The sequence below is a fragment of the Streptomyces sp. NPDC091209 genome (assembly GCF_044757755.1).
GTDB lineage: Bacteria > Actinomycetota > Actinomycetes > Streptomycetales > Streptomycetaceae > Streptomyces.
Genome location: NZ_JBIVVR010000021.1, coordinates 123004 through 139666 on the forward strand (window position 1 = coordinate 123004; position 16663 = coordinate 139666).

Sequence of the window (16663 nt, forward strand, 5' to 3'; positions counted from 1 at the left end):
TTCCTAGAACGGGTAGGCCGCCACGTCCCCGCGCACCGTCGTCCACCGTACGTCGGTGAAGGCCTCCAGATTGGCCTCGCCGCCGAAGCGGGCACCGGTGCCGGAGGCGCCGGTACCGCCGAAGGGCGCGACGGCCTCGTCGTTGACGGTCTGGTCGTTGATGTGGGCGATACCGGTCGGGATGCGCTCGGCGAGGTCCAGGCCGAGCGCGGTGTCCCGGGTGACGATGCCCAGGGAGAGGCCGTACGGTCCCGCCGACGCGAGAGCTGCCGCCTCGTCGAGGGTGCTGAAGGAACGGACCGGAGCGACCGGGCCGAAGACCTCCTCCGCGTACGCGGGGGTCGCGTCGTCGACTCCGGTGAGCACGGTGGGCCGGTAGAAGAGCCGGTCGTACGTTCCGCCCGCCGCCAGCTTCGCGCCACTGGCCGTGCTGGACTCCACCAGCCCCCGGATCTTGGCGAGTTGGGACTCGTCGATGATGGGCCCGAGGTGTACCTGTTCGCGGTGCGGGTCGCCGACGGCCAGCGAGTCGGCCTTGGCGGCGAGCCGTTCGACGTACTCCTCGTAGAGCGAGGCATGGACCAGGTGACGGCCGGTCGTCATGCAGATCTGGCCCTGATGGAAGAACGAGCCCCAGGCCGCCGTGGAGATGACCGCGTCGAGATCGGCGTCCTCAAGGACGACCAGGGCGGAGTTCCCGCCCAACTCCAGGTGTGCGCGCTTGAGATGACGGCCGGCCGCCTCACCGACCGCGCGTCCGGCGGCGGTCGAGCCGGTGAAGGAGATGACAGGGACCAGTGGGTCGGCGACCAGGGCGCGGCCGGCCTCGGGGCCGCCGGGCAACACCTGCAACAACCCGTCGGGAAGTCCCGCCTCGGCGAGGACGGCGGCGAGCGCGAGGCCGCCGCACACGGCGGTGCGCGGATCCGGCTTCAGAACCACGCCGTTGCCGAGCGCGAGCGCCGGGGCGACCGAGCGGATCGAGAGGATCAGCGGCGCGTTGAAGGGCGCGATCACGCCCACGACACCGACCGGGACGCGGCGGGTGTACGACAGACGCGGCGCCTCCGAGGGCAGGATCTGGCCCGTCGGGCGCGAGGCGAGGGCGGCCGCCTCGTAGCACTCCTGGGCGGCGACGTGCAGTTCGAAGTCCGCCTTGCCCGGGATGGAGCCGGACTCCCGCACGATCCAGTCGCGCAGTTCGTCGGCGTGCGCGGCGAAGAGGTCCCCGGCCCTGCGCAGTACGGCGGCGCGCGCGAAGTGCGGGGTCCTCGCCCACTCGGTCTGGGCGGCGCGTGCGGTCGACGCGGCCGTCGCGACGTCCTCGGCGCCCGCGAGCGTGACGGTGCCGAGGCTCTCGCCGGTGGCGGGCTCGGTGACGGTGTACTCATCGCCCGAGAGCGGGCGGGACTGCCAGGTCGTGGGGTCGAGCAGCGGCATGTCGGCTCTCCGATCGTTCACTGATCACCAGCGGGACTCAGCGGGCCTGTACGGCTCGGGGCGAGCGGAAGTCCCGTGTAGTTCGCGGCCAGTTCGGCGGCGGCGGGACGGGATGCCGTGATCCGGCGCAGTCGCGCGAGCTGCATCCGGTGGTCGAAGGCGTCCCCATCTGGTTGAGCGTGCAACATCCTAGTCATGTCGTACGAGAAGCGCGTCGCCTGCCACACCCGTTCCAGTGCCAACTCCGAGTAGTGATGCAGGAGTTCGGCCGATCCGGTGCGGTGCAGCTCGGCGAAGCCGCGGGCCAGAAGCCGTACGTCGGAGACCGCGAGGTTGAGCCCCTTGGCGCCGGTCGGCGGCACGATGTGGGCCGCGTCCCCGGCCAGGAACAGCCGCCCGTGGCGCATCGGCTCGTGGACCCGACTGCGCATCGGGGTCACCGACTTGGCGGTGACGGGACCGCGCTCCAGCCGCCAGTCCCCGTCGACGGCGAAGCGCGCGGCCAGTTCGTCCCAGACGCGCTCGTCGGGCCATTCGGCGACGTCGGTGCCGTTCGGGACCTGGAGGTACAGCCGGGACACCGACGGGGAACGCATGCTGTGCAGGGCGAAGCCGGTGGCACCCCGCGCGTAGATCAACTCCTCGCAGGAGGGCGGTACATCGGCGAGGACGCCGAGCCAGGAGTACGGGTGGTCGTGCGCGTACGAGCGGCCTGTCCCGGCCGGGAAGGCGGCGCGCGCGATGCCGTGCGAGCCGTCGCAGCCCACCACCCAGTCGCAGTCCAGCGTCCGTTCACGTCCCTCGTGCAGGAACCGCACGACCGGTGAACCGGTCTCCGGCCTCTCCACCGCGAGCGCCTCGGCCTCGAACAACAGGGGTGGCCCGGAGTCGAGTTGGAGGGCGACGAGATCCTTCACGATCTCCGTCTGGGCGTAGATCGTGACGGTCCGGCCGCCCGTCAGCCCGGGGAAGTCGATGTGGTGGCGCTCACCGTCGAAGCGCAGCTCGATGCCGTGGTGGACCAGGCCCTCGGCGTCCAGCCGCTCGCCCGCTCCGCACGCGCGCAGCGCGTCGACCGTGCCCTGCTCCAGCATCCCGGCCCGCTGACGCCGCTCGACGTACGCCCGCGTCCTGCTCTCCAGCACGACGCAGTCGGTCCCCGTCCGGTGCAGCAGCCGGGCCAGCAGAAGCCCTGCCGGGCCGCCGCCGATGATGCCGACCGTCGTCCGCATGACGCGCCTCCGGAGTCCGTTGCCGCCGGGGCCTGGCTCCGGCACGGGGGACCGGCCCGGCCGCGCACGGGCCGGGCGGACAGGCCCAGCCTCTCTCAGCTCGACGCGCGGTGCACGACGCGTGCTCCCAGCACCTCGTGCGTCTCGGGCTCGGCACCCGGTTCGCGGACCGCCCGGTCGACCAGTTCGGCGAGGTCGCGGCCGGAGGGCAACTCGATGTGGACGGTGGTCAGCCGGGGCCGGAGCAGCCGGCCGAGCATGAGGTCGTCGGCGCCCACGACGGCGGTCTCCTCGGGTATGGCGACCCCTTCGTCCTGAAGGGCGCGCATGAGGAGCATCGCGTACTCGTCGTTGTACGCGAAGACGGCGTCCAGGCCCAGCGGACGCCAGCGCGCCGCGAGCCGGGCCGCGGCCTCCTCCTCGTACGCGAGAGGCAGTTCGGTCACGGTCGCGTCCGTGCCGCGCACGGCCCGCCGTACGCCGTCGAGGCGGGGTCTGGAGAAGATCTCCAGACCGGTCTCCTCGGGCATCACCACGCCGATGCGGCGCCGCCCCGCGGACAGCAGATGGACGCCCGCGCAGTGGCCGACCCGCTCGTGGTCCATGAGCAGCGCGTGGGCGCCCTCGACCCGTTCGGGGCCCAGCGTGACCACGGCGCGGGCGCCGGCCCGCTTGAGGACCGCCACACCCTGCGGACCGAGCCCGCTGCCGGGCACCAGGACGGCGACGGGGCGCAGCTCGGCCCAGGCGCGAGCCGCCTCGTCACCCCGGAGGCCGACGCTGCCGTACTGCACGACGGTGTAGTCGAGCCGGCCGAGCGCCGACTGGAGTTCGGTGAAGAACTGGTGGTAGAGCGGGCCCACCGGCACGGTCGGGGCGGGCATCAGGACCATGCGGCTGTGTCCGGCGCGCAGACTGCGGGCGGCCGCGTGCGGGACGTATCCGAGCTCCTCGGCGGCCTCGCGGACCCGGAGCCGGGTGGGTTCGCTGATGCGGACGGCGCTGGTGTTGTTCAGGACGTACGAGACGGTCGCGCGCGAGACACCCGCGAGGCGTGCCACATCGGCACTGGTCGGTACGGGTCGTTGTGCGGGCGCCGGCTGGGAGGACTGCTTCGGTATCTGCACCATGACGTACCGCATCCTTGCAGGAGTCCGGACGCCACGGTGTGCCGGGGCACCCGGCCGAGCCCCCGGATCGCGGAACCGCCCCTTCCACCAAGCAGGTTGCCTGTCCCGTACCGAAGCACCGACACAGAGGTTACCGTTCGGTAGACAACGTGCTCCGGAGGTGACCCGAATGACCCCCGACCGAGCCCCAGGGCTGACCGAGAGCGCGCGTGCGCTGGCCGCCGGCGAGGTGAGCTCGCGCGAGCTGGTCGAGCGGGCGCTCGCCCGGATCGAGGCGGCCCCCACGGTGAACGCCTTCCGGCTGGTGCGCGCCGAGGCCGCGCTCGCGGAGGCCGACGCGGCGGACAGGGAACTGGCGGCGGGCGGGCGGCGGCCGCTGCTCGGCGTACCGCTGGCGGTCAAGGACGACATGGACGTGGCGGGCGAACCGACCGCGTTCGGCTGTCCGGGGGACTTCCCGCCGGTGGCCGAGGACGGCGAGGCGGTACGCCGTGTGCGCGCGGCCGGTGCCGTCGTGATCGGCAAGACCAACACCTGCGAGCTGGGCCAGTGGCCGTTCACCGAGGGCCCCGCCTTCGGCGCGACCCGCAACCCCTGGCACCACGGGCACACTCCGGGCGGCTCGTCCGGGGGCTCCGCGGCCGCCGTGGCCGCGGGCCTGGTACCCGCCGCGCTGGGCTCGGACGGCGCGGGCTCGGTCCGCATCCCGGCCGCCTGGACCCATCTGGTCGGCATCAAGCCGCAGCGCGGCCGGATCTCGACCTGGCCGCGCCCGGAGTCCTTCCAGGGCATCACGGTCAACGGCACGCTCGCCCGCACGGTCGCGGACGCGGCCCTGCTGCTGGACGCGGCGAGCGGCAGCCACGCGGGCGATCTGCACCGGCCCGCCGCGCTGCGCGTCCGCGACGCCGTGGGGCGCGATCCCGGCCGGCTGCGCATCGCGCTGTCGCTGAAGCCGCCCTTCACCGCGGTTCCCGCGCGGCTCGACCCGGCCGTACGGGCGAAGGTTCTCGCGCTCGCGGAGCGGCTCGCCGGGCTCGGGCACACGGTGGAGGAGGCCGATCCGCGCTATGGGCGGATCGGGTTCGCGTTCGTCCCGCGCGCCACGGCCGGCATCGCGGAGCGCGTGCGCGACGCGCCGTTCCCCGAACTCCTCGACCGGCGCACGCACGACGCCGCACGCCTCGGCCGGCTGCTCGGCGGGGCGCCGCTGCGCGCGTCCCGACGGGCCGAGGCAACGCTGCAACGGCGTATCGGCGCGCTCTTCGACACCTACGACGTGCTGCTCGCGCCGACGACCGCCGCTCCCCCGCCGCGGATCGGCGCGATGTTCGGCCTGAGCGGCTTCCGCACCGACCGGGCCATGATCGCCGCCTGCCCGTACGCCTGGCCGTGGAACATCCTGGGTTGGCCGGGCGTGAACGTGCCCGCCGGCTTCGTCGGCGAAGGGCTCCCGGTCGGCGCGCAGTTGCTCGGCCCGGCGGACAGCGAACCGCTGCTGGTGTCGCTGGCCGCGCAGTTGGAGGCGGACCGGCGCTGGCACGAGGAGTGGCCGTCCTACGAAAGCGTCACGGACTCCCCGGCGGCGTAGGGGAGTTCCGGCCTTACGCTGTGACCATGGACGATGCGTCGATGGTCGGTTTGATGGGACGGGTCACCGGCACGGTCGGACCCGGGCTCGTCGGCGAGGTGATCGTCCGCGTGCGTGGCGGCGCCGAGCACTTCCTCGCCTATCCGGCCGCGCCGCAGGACCGCATCGAGCGGGGCACGGTGGTGATGGTGGTCGAGTACCTGGCGCCGCGCACGGTGTACGTCTCGGCCGCGTACGACAACTGACGGCACCGCGACGGCACCGCGACGGCACCGCGTCGGCACCGCGAATCAGCGGCTGACTCACGCCGTCCATACGACAGTTGAGCTGCCTTCGCCCCAGGTGAGAACCGTATGCGTCAAGAACGCAACAAGGATCTCCGCACCCCTGTTCCCCGCTGTCGGCGAGGAGCACACTCCCTTCGTTCGGTGCCGATAGGGCACCATGCAAAGGGGGCGTATGCCGATGGTTGTCGGCGTCGTGGCGGGGACGATTGTCCTCGCACTGATCTTCATCGTTGTGGTCTTCAAGCTCATGTGGCGCGTCGCGGAGCCCAACGAAGCGTTGATCATCTCCGGTTCGAAGCATCGGACCGAGGGTCTCGAAGACGGCATGGGTTTCCGCATCGTGACGGGGCGCGGCACGCTGGTCCTGCCGGGCGTGCAGGCGGTGCGGAAGATCTCGCTCGACCTCAACGAGACCGAGCTGCACGTGGACTGCGTGACCACCCAGGGCATTCCGCTGAAGGTGCGGGGCGTGGTCATCTTCAAGGTGGGCGACGACTTCGTGTCGATCGCCAACGCGGGGCGTCGTTTCCTCGACCAGCAGAAGATGATGGCCGAGCGGGTGCACAACGTCTTCGCCGGTCATCTGCGGTCCATCGTCGGCGGGTTGACCGTCGAGGACATGATCCGCGACCGGGAGAAGCTGACCGGCCAGACCCGGGCCGCGTGCGGCACGGAGATGGAGAAGCTCGGTCTGATCGTCGACTCGCTGCAGATCCACGAGATCGAGGACCCGACCGGCTACATCCGGAACCTGGCCATGCCGCACGCCGCGGCCGTACAGCGGGACGCGCGCATCGCCCAGGCGGAGGCCAACCGGCTCGCCACCGAGGCCGAACAGAAGGCCGCGGCACGGATGTCGGAGGCGACCCGGGACAGCGAGATCCAGCAGGCCGGTTACCAGGCCGAGCGCGACAAGGCGGCGGCGACGGCCCAGATGGCCGGCCCGCTCGCGGCGGCCGCCGCTCAGCAGGACGTCGTCGTCCAGGAGACACGGGTCGCGGAACTGGAGGCGCACCGCCGCGAGCAGCAACTCCAGGCGGACGTCCGCAAGCCGGCGGACGCCAGGGCGTACGAGATCCGGGCCCGGGCCGAGGCCGAGCGTGACGCGCGGATCTCGGCGGCGCAGGCTCAGGCCAGGGAGACCGAACTGGCCGCGGCGGCGGAGGCGACCCGGGTCAAGACGGCCGCCAACGCCGAGGCCGAGGCGACCAAGGCCCGGGGTACGGCCGCCGCGCTGGCGACCCGCGCCACCGGTGAGGCCGAGGCCGCCGCCGCCCAGGCCAAGGGCCTCGCGGCAGCCGAGGCGACCCGGGCCCAGGGTCTCGCGGAGGCGGAGGCCATCCAGGCCCGGGCCGCCGCGCTCGCCGAGAACCAGGAAGCGGTCGTCGCCCAGCAACTCGCCGAGAACTGGCCGGAGATCGTACAGGCGGGCGCGAGCGCGTTCGGCAACGTGGATCACATGGTGCTGCTCAACGGGGCCGACGGCATGTCGGAGCTGTTCGCCAAGGCTCTCACCATGGGGGGCACCGGCCTCGGTCTGGCACGCCAGTTGCTCTCGACGATGAACCCGGAGGGGGGCCCGGCCAAGAACCCGGCGCCCGAGCTCGGCGGGTTGGTGCCGCCGCGCGCCGAGAAGGTGCCCGTGGAGAAGGACGAGGGGTGAGGTCGACGCGCTGAGGCGCGCAGGCACCGGAGATTCTGATCAATGAGGCTCGGGCGTACGGGAGTTGGATCACAGCTCCGGTACGCCCGATGCCGTACGGCGGGAGCTGCGGGGGAGTTGGGCCATGCCTGCCGTTCACTCGATGCCGTACGGCCGCGGACCCGCCTGCCACGGTGCCCGGCGCAGGCTCTACCGTGGCCCGCGTGACTGCCTTTACCGAAGACGACGTTCCCGGCCGATACGGCCCCACCGCGACCTCCGAGGCCGAGCCCCGCGAGGTCGGCCCCGTGAAGACCGAGTACTCCCCCGCGCACGACGGCGACCCGGATCCCGGCGAGATCGTCTGGACGTGGGTGCCCTTCGAGGAGAACGACGGCCGGGGCAAGGACCGCCCCGTGTTGGTCGTGGCCCGGGAGGCCGCGGGGACGCTGCTGGCGGTGCAACTGTCCAGCAAGGAACACAACGACGACCGCGAGTGGGTGGCGATCGGCTCCGGCCCCTGGGACAAGTCCGGCCGCGCCTCCTGGGTGAACGTCGACCGGGTTCTCCGCGTCCACGACCAGGGCATGCGCCGCGAGGCCTGCGCCCTGGACCGGGGACGTTTCAACCTCGTCGTCAACCGGCTCAAGGAGCTCTACCGCTGGAGGTAGCCCGGTCAGGGCACGGTCTGGTGACGGTTTCCCGCAGCAGGCGGTCGCAAGATCATGTGATGTCAGTCGGCCTCGCTACCCTGCAGTGCTCTTGTTCACATCGATCTTGGGAAACCTTTTGAGCACACCGCCATCCCCCTTTGGCTCCCCCACTGCTCCACCGCCGGCAGCGGGGCAGTTCGGTCCCGCGTCCGGCCAGTTCCCGCCGTACGGGTACGGTCCGGCCTGCCGTTTCTGCGGTTCCGTTCCGGCTGTGGAGGCCACTGTCCGCGGTCACCAGGGCTTTCTGGTGATCATGCGGTTCCTCAAGCTCCAAGGGCCGTTCTGTCGCCGCTGCGGTATCGCCGCACATCGAGAGATGACGGCCAAGAGCCTCTGGCAGGGCTGGTGGGGCATTGCCTCATCGGTCATCAACCCGATCACCATGCTGATCAACATCCCGCAGCGGATGAAGATCAACCGCCTGGCCGAGCCGATCCCGGGGGCCCCGGGCCGGCCGATGGACCCGGGCAGGCCGGTCTTCCTGCGCTTGGCCATCCTCGGGCCGCTGGTGCCCGTTCTCATCATCGGGCTGCTGGCCGTCGCCGACGAGGGCGACCCGGAGTTCGCGCACATCGGCCAGTGCGTGCACGTCAGTGGGAGCAGCAGCGACCCGGATGTCTCCGTCGTCGGGTGTGGTGACGCCGACGCCGACTACAAGATCATAGGCAGGCTCACCGGCAGCACCTCCTACAAGAAGTGCGAGCGGTACCCGGGCTTCGAAGCCGCGTACACCGAGGAGGACGACTCCACGAAGTACACCCTGTGCCTTGGGTCGAACCGGGCGGGGTGAGCTGACGCCGCTGCCGTTCGAACCGGAAGCCGGGTCCCCTGTGCGGGACCCGGCTTCAGGTCTGCGGGACGTTCGGTCGCGGAACTCCGCTCCGTGTGTCCCGGGGTGCTTCGAGTAGTCCTCGTCGCCGTTGAGGAAGTACCGCCCACGCCCGTGACCGCCACGGAGGACGTCGTCGCCGAAGTCGTGCCGTACATGCTCGCCGACGCTGCATGAAGGGCGGGAACGGGGCGAACACCGCCTGGTCGACACGGTCGAAGTCGGGCCCGTTCGGCCCGCCCTTGTGCGAATCGACTTTGGGGTAGAAGCCGGAGCCCGCGTGGGCGGAGGTGGCACCGGCGGCGATCGCCGCCGGTGGATGCCCTGGCCCGGCCGCAACGGACCTGAGCGGGGCGCCACTGCGGCCTGACCTTGGCTCGGCGCCGCGAAGCGGTGACCGGTGACGGCGGGGCCGCTGACGGTGGCGGAGTGAGGGGCCACGAGGCGCGGGGTACCGGGCCCTGGATATCGAGCCAAGGCCGCCAAGCGAAGGTCGCCGGGCCCTGGCCGCCGGGCCCTGGCCGCCGGGCGACGCGCCCCCACGAGGGCGCGTCACGCCCCCCGGAGTTCGAATGCGAACGCCTGCTCGAATGCCCGGTGTGTGGTCCGGCCTGGTGTTCGGTCCAGGATCCCGAACACCACGTGGTCGAACCGCCCCTCGAAGCGGCCCTCGACCAGCAGCCCGCGGAAGGCCCGGGCCACCTGCGCCGGATCGTTCTGGAAGACCCCGCAGCCCCAGGCCCCGAGGACCAGGCGGCGGTAGCCGTGGGCGGCGGCCGTCTCCAGGACGCGTTCGGCGCGGATCGCGAGCGCGCCCGGCAGGTCGGCCGCGCGCTGCGGGGTGGTCCGCAGGACGACTCCGGCGTTCGGGGCCGCCGCGGTGAGGAATCCAGCCGGAAACGGCTTGTCGAGGAGCCGGCCGCGGTCGTCACGGAAGACGGGTACTCCGGGTGAGTGAATGACACGGTCCGTGTAGAACGCGTCACGGTGGGCGCGGTGATGGTCGTAGAAATCCCGGGCCCGCAGCAGGCAGGTGTACAGCGCCGAGGCCCGGCACAGGGCCTCCTCCTGGGCCTGCGCCCCGTTCAGATAGCCGCCGCCGGGATTGCGCGCCGAGGAGAAGTTCAGCACGGCGACCGGGGCAGCGCCCAGGCAGGTCAGCCGGTGGGCCGCCTCCAGGCTGCTCTCACCCGTGACCTCGAACGATGTGCCGACCGGGGTCACCGAGGGTGTCTCCACCGGCTCCGGGCCGTACAGCCGCGTACCGGCCCGCGCGCTGTCGACGGCGGCGGCGATGGACACCGCGCCCCCGGAGGGGCCGCGGTAGCCGCCGACGGCCACGATCTCCTCGGTCTCCCGCGCGATCGCACGCAGGCGCGCGCTCATGGCGCGACCCCCGTACGCGCCACGGGCGCGGCCTGCGTGCGATCCCCCGTCGTGCCCATGAACGCATCGTGAGCGATGCTGGTCGTGCGGCGCAACAGAGTTTCGCGGCCCCGCAAACAGTGGTTCCCGGTCCCGAAAGCGAGCATTTGCACCCTTGTGCGAACCGCCGAGAAGGTCTTGGGTGGACAGGTGATTGTCGGCCCGACCCACCAGACCCCGGGCCGGCGGCATGCTGGAATCTCAGGAGGATCCCTACATGTCCGATTCGGTGAGTGACTGTACGGAGCGCCGACGCTCCGCCGTCACCGAGGCCGAGGTGGAGGCACTGGTCCGCGGCATCTGCTTCAAGACCGGTCCGCCCCGCCTCCTCGGTGTCGAAGTTGAATGGCTCGTCCACGAGCTGCGCAGGCCGCGGCTCCCCGTACCACCTGAACGACTCGAAGCGGCGTACGCCGCACTGCGGACCCTGTCCCTGAGTTCGGCGCTCACCGTCGAACCCGGCGGTCAGCTGGAACTCAGTTCCGTTCCCGCCGGCTCCCTGATGGAGTGCGTGGGGTCCGTCTCGGCCGACCTCGACGCCGTCCGCGCGACCTTGCGCGAGGCGGGTCTCGGCCTCAGTGGATACGGCCAGGACCCCTGGAACCCCCCGAGCCGCTATCTCCGTGAGCCCAGGTACGACGCCATGGAGCGCTACCTCGACCGCGCGGGACCCGAGGGCCGCGCCATGATGTGCACGTCCGCGTCGGTCCAGGTGTGCGTGGACGCCGGCTACGAGGAGCCGGGCCCGCTCGGGCACGGCCGCCGCTGGTGGCTGGCCCACCAGCTCGGCGCGGTCCTGGTGGCCGCGTTCGCGCACTCCCCGATGGCCCGGGGGCGGCGCACCGGCTGGCGCTCGACACGGCAGTCGCTGTGGGCGTCGATGGACCCCGGACGCAGCGACGCGCCCGCTCTTGGAGGTGATCCCCGTGCCGCCTGGGCCCGGCACGTGCTGGACGCGCCGGTGATGTGCGTACGGGCGCCCGAAGCGCCCTGGGACGTCCCGGAGGACCTGAGTTTCCGGGACTGGACCCGGTCCGGCGCGCCTCCGGACCGGGCGGACCTCGACTACCACATGACGACGCTGTTCCCGCCGGTGCGGCCGCGCGGCCACCTGGAGCTGCGCATGATCGACGCGCAGCCGGGCGAGAACGGCTGGATCGTGCCGCTAGCGGTGACGGCGGCGCTCTTCGACGACCCGGAGGCGGCCGAGGTCGCCTACCGGACCGTCAAGCCGCTCGCGGAGCGCGCGGGCCCCGGTCCGGCGCCGCGCAACCCGCTGTGGCGGGACGCCGCGCGGCTGGGCCTCGCCGATCCGGAGCTGCGCGAGGCCGCGGCGATCTGTTTCGCGGCGGCGTACGAGGCGCTTCCCCGGCTCGGTGCCACCACCGAGGTCCTCGACGCGGTGGCCGAGTTCACCGACCGCTATGTGGCGCGGGGCCGCTGCCCCGCCGACGACCTGGTCGGCGTGGTCCGTTCACAGCACGACGGTCGATCCGGGCGCCGCTCCGACGGCCGCCCGCACGGTCGGTCCGACGGGAAGGACATCAGCTCATGACCGGCACGACCGCCCCCGATCCGCTCACGGATCCGGAGTCGCTCAGGAAGCGCGCGCTGGAGGCGCTCACCACCGCCCGCGACCGCACCGCCCTCCTCACCTCGTGTGTGGAGGACCCCGATCTGACCGCGCAACACTCGCCGTTGATGTCTCCGCTGGTGTGGGACCTCGCGCACATCGGCAACCAGGAGGAGCTGTGGCTGCTGCGGGCGGTCGCGGGGCGGGAGGCGATGCGGCCCGAGATCGACGGGCTCTACGACGCGTTCGAGCACGCGCGTTCCGAACGGCCCAAACTGCCGCTGCTGCCGCCCGCCGAGGCCCGTACGTACGCGGCCGAGGTACGGGGCCGGGCGCTCGACGTCCTGGAGAGCGCGGCCTTCCAGGGCACCCGGCTGACCGAGTCGGGATTCGCCTTCGGCATGATCGCCCAGCACGAACAACAGCACGACGAGACCATGCTGATCACCCATCAGCTCCGCCGGGGGCCCGCCGCCCTCACGGCCCCGGACCCCGAGCCCGCACCGCCGTTCGGCGGACCCGCCGAAGTCCTGGTGCCCGGGGGCACGTTCGTGATGGGTACGTCCACCGAGCCATGGGCGCTCGACAACGAGCGCCCCGCGCACCGGCGTACGGTCCCGTCGTTCTACATCGACACCACTCCCGTCACGAACGCCGCCTACCAGGCCTTCATCGAGGACGGCGGCTACGGCGAGCCGCGCTGGTGGACGCCCGAGGGCTGGAACCACATCCGCGAACACGGCATCGAGGCGCCGCTGTTCTGGCGGAGCGAGGGCGGGCAGTGGCTGCGGCGGCGCTTCGGTGTCACCGAGGTCGTTCCGCCGGACGAGCCCGTCCTGCACGTGTGCTGGTACGAGGCCGACGCGTACGCGCGCTGGGCGGGGCGGCGGCTGCCCACCGAGGCGGAGTGGGAGAAGGCGGCCCGCCACGACCCGGCGTCCGGCCGCTCCACACGTTACCCGTGGGGTGACCAGGACCCCTCCCCCGCGCACGCCAACCTGGGCCAGCGCCATCTGCGCCCGGCCCCGGCCGGAAGCTATCCGGCGGGTGCCTCGCCTCTCGGCGTACGGCAGTTGATCGGCGACGTGTGGGAGTGGACGTCGAGCGATCTGGAGCCCTACCCCGGGTTCGTCGCCTTCCCCTACCGGGAGTACTCGGAGGTGTTCTTCGGCCCGGAGTACAAGGTGCTGCGCGGCGGTTCGTTCGCGGTGGACCAGGTGGCCTGCCGAGGCACGTTCCGCAACTGGGACTACCCCATCCGGCGGCAGATCTTCTCCGGGTTCCGCACGGCCCGCGACGGAGGCTCCTGATGTGCCGTCATCTGGCGTTCCTGGGAGACGAGGAGAGGCTCGGCGCGCTCCTCGTGGAACCGGAGCACAGCCTGTTCCGGCAGTCCTGGGCACCCCGGCGGCAACGGCACGGGACGGTCAACGCAGATGGCTTCGGGGTGGGTTGGTACGCCGAGGGCGACCCGGTCCCGGCCCGCTACCGGCGCACCGGGCCCATCTGGGGCGATCAGTCGTTCGCGGACCTGGCCCGGGTGGTCAAGACGCGGGCGCTGCTCGCCGCGGTGCGGGACGCGACCGTGGCGGGCGCGGACGGGGAGGCCGCGGCGGCGCCGTTCGCCGCGGGGCCCTGGCTGTTCAGCCACAACGGCGCGGTCGCCGGGTGGCCGGACGCGCTCACCCCGCTCGTATCGGGCCTGCCCGCCGCCGAGTTGCTGTCGCTGGAGGCCCGGTGCGACGCGGCGTTCGTGTGGGCGCTGGTCCTGCACCGGCTGCGCGCCGGGGACGAGGAGGGCCAGGCACTGGGCGACACGGTCCTGGAGGTCGCCGAGGCGGCCCCCGGGTCCCGGCTCAACCTGCTGCTCACCAACGGCGGGACGATCACCGCGACCGCCTGGGGCGACACCCTCTGGTACCTCCTCGATCCGGGCCGTCGCACCCTCGTGGCCTCCGAGCCGCACGACGACGACCCGCGCTGGAGGGAGGTCCCTGACCGCACCCTCCTCACCGCGAACCGCACCGAGGTACTGCTCACCCCGCTCAAGGACATGAGCGACGACATGGCACCCGCACAGCACAAGGAGCCCCGTACGTGAGTCCGTTCCTGCTGACCCGCACCCTTCCCGAGGACGCCACGGACGCGGCCCTGCGCGCCGACGTCCTGCACGGCCTCGGACACCTGCCCAAGACGCTGCCGCCGAAGTGGTTCTACGACGCCCTCGGCAGCGAGCTCTTCGAGAAGATCACCGAACTCCCGGAGTACTACCCGACGCGCGCCGAACGCGAGATCCTGCTCGCGCGGGCCGGGGAGATCGCCGCGGCGAGCGGTGCGCGCACCCTCGTCGAACTCGGCTCCGGCTCGTCGGAGAAGACCCGCCATCTGCTGGACGCCCTGCCGGAGCTGCACACCTACGTGCCCGTGGATGTCAGCGAGAGCGCGCTCACCCAGGCCGGGCACGCGCTGATCGCCGAGCGGCCGGGCCTGAACGTACACGCGCTGATCGCCGACTTCACCGACGGTCTCGCGCTCCCGGCCACTCCCGGGCCACGGCTCGTGGCCTTCCTCGGCGGCACCATCGGCAATCTGCTGCCCGCCGAGCGCGCGACCTTCCTGGCGTCCGTACGGTCGCTGCTGTCGCCCGGCGACACCCTGCTGCTCGGTACCGACCTGGTCAAGGACGCTTCGGTCCTCGTGCCCGCCTACGACGACGCGGCCGGGGTGACGGCGGCGTTCAACAAGAACGTGCTGAGTGTCGTCGACCGTGAACTCGGCGCCGACTTCGACCCCGACGCGTTCGAGCATGTCGCGCTGTGGGACGCCGAGAACGAGTGGATCGAGATGCGGCTGCGGTCGCGGATCGCGCAGACCGTGAAGATCCCGGCCCTCGACCTCGTCGTCCAGTTCGCGGAGGGCGAGGAACTGCGGACCGAGATCTCGGCGAAGTTCCGCGAGGACGGCGTCCGCGCCGAACTGGCCGCGGCCGGCTTCGGCCTGACCCACTGGTGGACGGACACGGAGGGCCGCTTCGCCCTGTCGCTGAGCGTGGCGGCGTAGTACCGGTCCGGGCGGTGGTGGTGGTCCGGTGCGCGCCGTGGACGACGGCTGAACCCGACCGGCCGGACTCACCTTCGAGTGGTCTCCGGGGTGGAGCGCCTCACCTCGGAGACCGCTTCGCTGAGCCCACGGTCGACGCGCGGCCTCGCGGGTGCCCGTCGGACCGCCGGCACCGCGTCGAGCCCTGGCCCTGGACACCCGGCGCCCTCTCGACGTCCTATCGCGGGCTGGTGCCGAGGAAGGTGCCGTGCCACGAGTGGTACCAGACCTGGCCGGTGTACGCGTTGACCGACACCATGCCGTGGCCTCGGCGACCACGCCCGGCCGGTGCCCGGCCGTGTACCGGCCGGGCGCCGCGCGCCGACGGCGGGCACCGCTGTCCGCGTCAGTCGTCGGCGACCAGCGCGGTGAGGTCGAGCAGGCGGTTGGTGTACCCCCACTCGTTGTCGTACCAGCCGAAGACTTTCGCCAGCGTTCCGTTGGCCTGGGTCAGGGCCGGGTCGAAGACGCAGGACGCCGGGTCGCCGATGACGTCGCGGGAGACGATGGGCGCCCGCGTCACCCGGAGGATGCCCTTCAGGGGGCCCTCCGCGGCCTCGGCGAAGACGGTGTTGATCTCGTCCGCCGTCGCCTCGCGGCGCAGCACCACCGCGAGGTCGGTGAGCGAGCCGTCCTCGACGGGCACGCGGACCGCGATGCCGTCCAGGGCGCCGGCCAGCTCGGGCAGGACCAGTCCGACGGCGCGGGCGGCGCCCGTGCTCGTCGGGATGATGCTCAGCGCCGCCGAACGCGCGCGGCGAAGATCCTTGTGCGGGCCGTCCAGCAGGGACTGGTCGTTCGTGTAGCCGTGGATGGTGGTCATCACGCCGCGCTCGATCCCGAACGCCTCGTGCAGCACCTTGACCATCGGGGCGACACAGTTGGTCGTGCAGGAGGCGGCCGACACGATCCGGTCGGAGGCTCGGTCGTACGTGTCGTCGTTGACACCCATCACGATGGTGGCGTCCGCGTTCTTGCCGGGCGCCGAGAGCAGCACGGTATGGGCGCCGCTCTTCAGGTGCAGGGCGGCGGCGTCGCGGTCACGGAAGCGGCCGGTGGACTCGACGACGACGTCGGCACCGTTGTCGGCCCACTGGAGGGCCGCCGGATCCCGCTCGGCGGTGACGGCGATGCGCCGGCCGTCGACGGTGATGGAGCTGTCGTCACTCAGAATCTCGCGCCCGAGACGTCCGAACGTCGAGTCGTACTCGAGGAGATGGGCCAGGGTGGCGGGCGGCGCGATGTCGTTGATCGCGACCACCTCGACGTACTGGGTACCCGCCTCGGCGCGCTCCAGTGCCGCGCGCAGATAGGTGCGGCCGATGCGGCCGAAGCCGTTGATACCGACGCGTACGGTCATGACGGTGAACTCCTTCGAAGGGTGAGGGTCTCAGCCGCGGGTTCGCTCGGCGGACACGGCGGCCCACGACTACCAGCGAGGCTTCCCGGGAGACGTCGACGAGGTGGTTGGCCGGCTTTCCCGATCGGGGTGCCGATTCCAGCGTCGTTCCCGACGGATGCGTCGTGCAGGGGCCGCAGGTCCCCGGCAAGGGCCGATCGGCCCCATCCGGGCGCAGGCGGCGCGAAGAGCGGAGTCTCGTCCGGGCCCGCCCGCGTTCCCGCGGTCACCGCAGCCAGGGGGTGCGGTTCACGAGGGGGAGCCGCTCCCAGAGCTTGCCGAGGCCCCAGGTGGCGCCGGCGC

Annotated in this window: 14 protein-coding genes; 9 read left to right on the forward strand and 5 right to left on the reverse strand. The window is 72.3% G+C overall.

The genetic code is table 11. The features are described from left to right. Window positions 1–3 precede the first annotated feature (3 nt). The 3 genes from ACIQRL_RS38810 to ACIQRL_RS38820 all read right to left on the reverse strand — a co-directional run bounded on the left by ACIQRL_RS38810 (window position 4) and on the right by ACIQRL_RS38820 (window position 3802). Window positions 4–1440: an aldehyde dehydrogenase family protein gene (locus ACIQRL_RS38810; protein ID WP_401340641.1), complete on the reverse strand. Its 1437-nt coding sequence runs from the start codon at window positions 1438–1440 to the stop codon at window positions 4–6. A 17-nt stretch (window positions 1441–1457) separates the two neighbouring features. Further along, on the reverse strand, window positions 1458–2672 hold the full coding sequence (locus tag ACIQRL_RS38815) for a 4-hydroxybenzoate 3-monooxygenase (protein WP_401340643.1): 1215 nt from the start codon (window positions 2670–2672) through the stop codon (window positions 1458–1460). 95 nt (window positions 2673–2767) lie between these two features. Next, window positions 2768–3802: a LacI family DNA-binding transcriptional regulator gene (locus ACIQRL_RS38820; RefSeq protein WP_401340645.1), complete on the reverse strand. Its 1035-nt coding sequence runs from the start codon at window positions 3800–3802 to the stop codon at window positions 2768–2770. Between the two features lie 169 nt (window positions 3803–3971). Between ACIQRL_RS38820 and ACIQRL_RS38825 the strand changes: the two genes are divergently transcribed. From ACIQRL_RS38825 to ACIQRL_RS38845, 5 genes are all read left to right on the forward strand, one after another. Further along, complete coding sequence (locus ACIQRL_RS38825; RefSeq protein WP_401340647.1) at window positions 3972–5393, forward strand: amidase; 1422 nt, start codon at window positions 3972–3974, stop codon at window positions 5391–5393. Window positions 5394–5413: 20 nt separating this feature from the next. Next, window positions 5414–5638, forward strand: a complete 225-nt coding sequence (locus tag ACIQRL_RS38830; protein WP_401340650.1) for a hypothetical protein — start codon at window positions 5414–5416, stop codon at window positions 5636–5638. Window positions 5639–5852: 214 nt separating this feature from the next. Continuing rightward, complete coding sequence (locus ACIQRL_RS38835) at window positions 5853–7343, forward strand: SPFH domain-containing protein (protein ID WP_401340653.1); 1491 nt, start codon at window positions 5853–5855, stop codon at window positions 7341–7343. Window positions 7344–7546: 203 nt separating this feature from the next. Continuing rightward, window positions 7547–7993 (forward strand): type II toxin-antitoxin system PemK/MazF family toxin, encoded by a 447-nt coding sequence (locus ACIQRL_RS38840; RefSeq protein WP_401340655.1) that lies wholly within the window; start codon window positions 7547–7549, stop codon window positions 7991–7993. 253 nt (window positions 7994–8246) lie between these two features. Beyond that, the gene (locus ACIQRL_RS38845) at window positions 8247–8825 is read left to right on the forward strand and encodes a hypothetical protein (RefSeq protein WP_401340658.1); all 579 of its coding nucleotides are present in this window, start codon (window positions 8247–8249) and stop codon (window positions 8823–8825) included. A gap of 591 nt (window positions 8826–9416) precedes the next feature. Here ACIQRL_RS38845 and ACIQRL_RS38850 read toward each other — a convergent pair. Continuing rightward, window positions 9417–10250 (reverse strand): TIGR02452 family protein, encoded by an 834-nt coding sequence (locus ACIQRL_RS38850; RefSeq protein WP_401340661.1) that lies wholly within the window; start codon window positions 10248–10250, stop codon window positions 9417–9419. A 256-nt stretch (window positions 10251–10506) separates the two neighbouring features. On the opposite strand from ACIQRL_RS38850, the gene egtA reads away from it, so the two are divergent. The 4 genes from egtA to egtD are packed head-to-tail and all read left to right on the forward strand — an operon-like array spanning window position 10507 to window position 14922. Then, window positions 10507–11844: an ergothioneine biosynthesis glutamate--cysteine ligase EgtA gene (gene egtA / locus ACIQRL_RS38855; protein ID WP_401340663.1), complete on the forward strand. Its 1338-nt coding sequence runs from the start codon at window positions 10507–10509 to the stop codon at window positions 11842–11844. Continuing rightward, complete coding sequence (gene egtB / locus ACIQRL_RS38860) at window positions 11841–13172, forward strand: ergothioneine biosynthesis protein EgtB (RefSeq protein ID WP_401340664.1); 1332 nt, start codon at window positions 11841–11843, stop codon at window positions 13170–13172. The genes egtA and egtB overlap by 4 nt, the downstream gene beginning before the upstream one ends. Continuing rightward, window positions 13172–13963 (forward strand): ergothioneine biosynthesis protein EgtC, encoded by a 792-nt coding sequence (gene egtC, locus ACIQRL_RS38865; protein ID WP_401340666.1) that lies wholly within the window; start codon window positions 13172–13174, stop codon window positions 13961–13963. The genes egtB and egtC overlap by 1 nt, the downstream gene beginning before the upstream one ends. Beyond that, the gene (egtD, locus tag ACIQRL_RS38870; RefSeq protein ID WP_401340668.1) at window positions 13960–14922 is read left to right on the forward strand and encodes an L-histidine N(alpha)-methyltransferase; all 963 of its coding nucleotides are present in this window, start codon (window positions 13960–13962) and stop codon (window positions 14920–14922) included. The genes egtC and egtD overlap by 4 nt, the downstream gene beginning before the upstream one ends. A gap of 385 nt (window positions 14923–15307) precedes the next feature. Here egtD and gap read toward each other — a convergent pair whose 3' ends face one another. Continuing rightward, window positions 15308–16321 (reverse strand): type I glyceraldehyde-3-phosphate dehydrogenase, encoded by a 1014-nt coding sequence (gene gap / locus ACIQRL_RS38875; protein WP_401340671.1) that lies wholly within the window; start codon window positions 16319–16321, stop codon window positions 15308–15310. Between the last annotated feature and the right edge of the window lie 342 nt (window positions 16322–16663).

Excerpts from the sequence above, each read along its gene's own strand:
- ACIQRL_RS38810 (WP_401340641.1), bottom strand. The coding sequence starts at position 1,440 with ATGCCGCTGCTCGACCCCACGACCTGGCAGTCCCGCCCGCTCTCGGGC.
- ACIQRL_RS38815 (WP_401340643.1), bottom strand. The coding sequence starts at position 2,672 with ATGCGGACGACGGTCGGCATCATCGGCGGCGGCCCGGCAGGGCTTCTG.
- ACIQRL_RS38820 (WP_401340645.1), bottom strand. The coding sequence starts at position 3,802 with ATGGTGCAGATACCGAAGCAGTCCTCCCAGCCGGCGCCCGCACAACGA.
- ACIQRL_RS38825 (WP_401340647.1), top strand. The coding sequence starts at position 3,972 with ATGACCCCCGACCGAGCCCCAGGGCTGACCGAGAGCGCGCGTGCGCTG.
- ACIQRL_RS38835 (WP_401340653.1), top strand. The coding sequence starts at position 5,853 with ATGCCGATGGTTGTCGGCGTCGTGGCGGGGACGATTGTCCTCGCACTG.
- ACIQRL_RS38850 (WP_401340661.1), bottom strand. The coding sequence starts at position 10,250 with ATGAGCGCGCGCCTGCGTGCGATCGCGCGGGAGACCGAGGAGATCGTG.
- egtA (WP_401340663.1), top strand. The coding sequence starts at position 10,507 with ATGTCCGATTCGGTGAGTGACTGTACGGAGCGCCGACGCTCCGCCGTC.
- egtB (WP_401340664.1), top strand. The coding sequence starts at position 11,841 with ATGACCGGCACGACCGCCCCCGATCCGCTCACGGATCCGGAGTCGCTC.
- egtC (WP_401340666.1), top strand. The coding sequence starts at position 13,172 with ATGTGCCGTCATCTGGCGTTCCTGGGAGACGAGGAGAGGCTCGGCGCG.
- gap (WP_401340671.1), bottom strand. The coding sequence starts at position 16,321 with ATGACCGTACGCGTCGGTATCAACGGCTTCGGCCGCATCGGCCGCACC.